The organism is Cupriavidus sp. FW305-26, from assembly GCF_058787975.1.
The window spans coordinates 1-2913 of the sequence record NZ_JBYTAH010000150.1; the positions used below are offsets into that span (position 1 = coordinate 1).

The 2913-nt window shown below is 64.0% G+C and carries 3 protein-coding genes and 1 pseudogene; all 4 read left to right on the top strand.

Annotated features, from left to right (window positions below):
- Window positions 1-127, top strand: a pseudogene (locus AC3WQZ_RS35550) (ABC transporter ATP-binding protein); the annotation flags it as partial.
- 74 nt (window positions 128-201) lie between these two features.
- Window positions 202-1410: an ABC transporter substrate-binding protein gene (locus AC3WQZ_RS35555; RefSeq protein ID WP_010811286.1), complete on the top strand. Its 1209-nt coding sequence runs from the start codon at window positions 202-204 to the stop codon at window positions 1408-1410.
- Between the two features lie 164 nt (window positions 1411-1574).
- Window positions 1575-2459 (top strand): branched-chain amino acid ABC transporter permease, encoded by an 885-nt coding sequence (locus AC3WQZ_RS35560; protein WP_010811285.1) that lies wholly within the window; start codon window positions 1575-1577, stop codon window positions 2457-2459.
- Window positions 2459-2913, top strand: a 455-nt coding sequence (locus AC3WQZ_RS35565) for an ABC transporter permease subunit (protein ID WP_492302152.1), incomplete at its 3' end; no start/stop codon positions are given. The genes AC3WQZ_RS35560 and AC3WQZ_RS35565, both read left to right, overlap by 1 nt.

Below are 2913 nucleotides of genomic sequence, written 5' to 3' on the forward strand. Positions count from 1 at the left end.
CTTCCGCTTTGCCGCGCCGCTGGCTGACCGCTTCTACGTGATGGAGCACGGCAGCATCGTCGAGCGCTTCGCGGCCAATGAGCTGGAGGCCAAGATGCCGGTGCTGCACGAACTGCTCGGGGTCTGATCCGCACGGATCATGGGTTGATGTTTGGCAGGAACGGGTGGCGCGCACGCCGCCGCAAATCAGGAGACATAGACATGAAAAAGACTCGGCTCGCGGCCGCGATGGCGGCCATTGCCATGGGTGCGGTTTCCTTCAGCGCCGTTGCCCAGGTGTCCGGTGACACCGTGAAGATCGGCTACATCACCGACATGTCGGGCCTGTACGCCGACATCGACGGCCCCGGCGGCCTGGAAGCCATCAAGATGGCGGTCGAGGACCGCGGCGGCAAGGTGCTGGGCAAGCCCATCGAGATTGTCTCTGCCGACCACCAGAACAAGGCCGACATCGCCGCCTCGAAGGCGCGCGAATGGATGGACCAGCAGGGCCTGGACCTGCTGCTGGGCGGTACCAACTCGGGCACCGCGCTGGCGATGAACAAGGTGGCTTCGGAGAAGAAGCGCGTCTACATCAACATCGGCGCCGGCACCGCGCGCCTGACCAACGAAGAGTGCTCGCCGTACACGGTGCACTACGCCTATGACACGGTGGCGCTGGCCAAGGGCACCGGCAGCGCGGTGGTCAAGCAGGGCGGCAAGTCGTGGTTCTTCCTGACCGCCGACTACGCCTTCGGCCATTCGCTGGAAAGCGATACCGCGGCGGTGGTCAAGGCCAGCGGTGGCACGGTGGCGGGCCAGGTGCGCCATCCGCTGTCGGCATCGGACTTCTCGTCGTTCCTGCTGCAGGCGCAGTCGTCCAAGGCGCAGATCCTGGGCCTGGCCAACGCCGGCGGCGACACCATCAATGCGATCAAGGCGGCCAAGGAATTCGGCATCACCAAGTCGATGAAGATCGCCGGCCTGCTGATGTTCATCAACGATGTGCACAGCCTCGGGTTGAAGAATACCGAAGGCCTGCTGATGACCGACAGCTGGTACTGGGACATGAACGACGACACCCGCAAGTTCGCCAACCGCTTCTTCGGCAAGATGAAGAAGATGCCGAGCAGCCTGCAGGCCGCGGACTACTCGGCGGCCAGCACCTACCTGAAGGCGGTGGAAGCGGCCAAGACCGACGATCCGGACAAGGTCATGGCCGAGTTGAAGAAGATGAAGATCAACGACTTCTATACCAAGGGCTATATCCGCCAGGACGGCCGTGGCATCCACGACATGTACCTGATGCAGGTGAAGACCGCGGCAGAGTCGAAGAAGCCGTGGGACTACCTGAAGGTGGTCGCGACCATTCCGGGCGACCAGGCCTTCACCACGGTGGCCGAGTCGAAGTGCGCAATGCTGAAGAAGTAAGCTGATGTGAGATCTGCCGGCGGCGCGCCACCTGCGTGCCGCCGGCATCGGACGCGGTTCCTTGCTGCGGTGTTCGCCAACGGCGTTCGCCGCAGCGTTCGCATTACCTGGCACCAACCGCAGCAATCCCCGCCATACAACGGCGGTATCAACGGCACTCCGCGATGGACATCTTCGGAATCCCCTTGCCGGCCATGCTTTCCCAGCTATTGCTGGGGCTGGTCAACGGCGCCTTCTATGCGATGCTGAGCCTGGGCCTGGCGGTTATCTTCGGCCTGCTCAACGTCATCAATTTCGCGCACGGCGCGCTCTTCATGCTGGGCGCTGTGCTGGCCTGGATGGGCATGGAGTACGCCGGGCTGAACTACTGGATCATGCTGCTGCTGTCGCCGCTGGTCGTCGCCGCACTGGGCGTGGTGATCGAGAAGACCATGCTGCGCTGGATCTACAAGCTCGACCATATCTACGGCCTGCTGCTGACGCTGGGCATCACGCTGGTGATCGAGGGCATCTTCCGCTCGATCTACGGCGTCTCCGGGCTGCCGTACTCGACGCCGGATGCGCTGCAGGGCGCGACCGACCTGGGCTTCATGATCCTGCCCAACTACCGCGCGTGGGTCGTGGTGGCGTCGCTGGTGGTGTGCTTTGCCACCTGGTACGTGATCGAGAAGACCAAGCTGGGCGCCTACCTGCGCGCCGGCACCGAGAACCCCAAGATGGTCGAGGCCTTCGGCGTCAACGTGCCGCTGATGGTGACCCTGACCTACGGCTTCGGCGTGGCGCTGGCCGCGTTTGCCGGGGTGCTGGCCGCGCCGGTGATCCAGATCTCGCCGCTGATGGGCCAGAACCTGATCATCATCGTGTTCGCGGTGGTGGTGATCGGCGGCATGGGCTCGATCATGGGCTCGATCCTGACCGGCCTGGGGCTGGGCGTGGTCGAGGGGCTGACCAAGGTGTTTTATCCGGAAGCGTCGTCGACCGTGGTGTTCTTCATCATGGTGATCGTGCTGCTGCTGCGCCCGGCCGGGCTGTTCGGGAAGGAGAAGTGATGAGCGCACCCTCCACATCATCGACGCCATCCACGGTGGCGGCCAACGCGGGCAACGCAGGAAAGGGACAAGGCGTGCAGAAGAAACTGTTGTACGGATTGCTGCTGCTGGCACTGGTGGCCGCGCCGCTGGCAGGTGCGTATCCGGTGTTCGTGCTCAAGGTGCTGTGCTTCGCGTTGTTTGCGTGCGCCTTCAACCTGCTGATCGGTTATACCGGGCTGCTGTCGTTCGGCCATGCGGCCTTCTTCGGCGGCGCTGGCTACGCGGCCGGCCATGCCATGAAGGTCTGGGGCGTGACCCCGGAAATCGGCCTGATCCTGGGCACCGGTGCGGGCGCGCTGATCGGCTACGTGGTGGGCTCGCTGGCCATCCGCCGGCAGGGCATCTACTTCTCGATGATCACGCTGGCGCTGGCGCAGATGCTGTTCTTTATCTGCCTGCAGGCGCCGTTCAC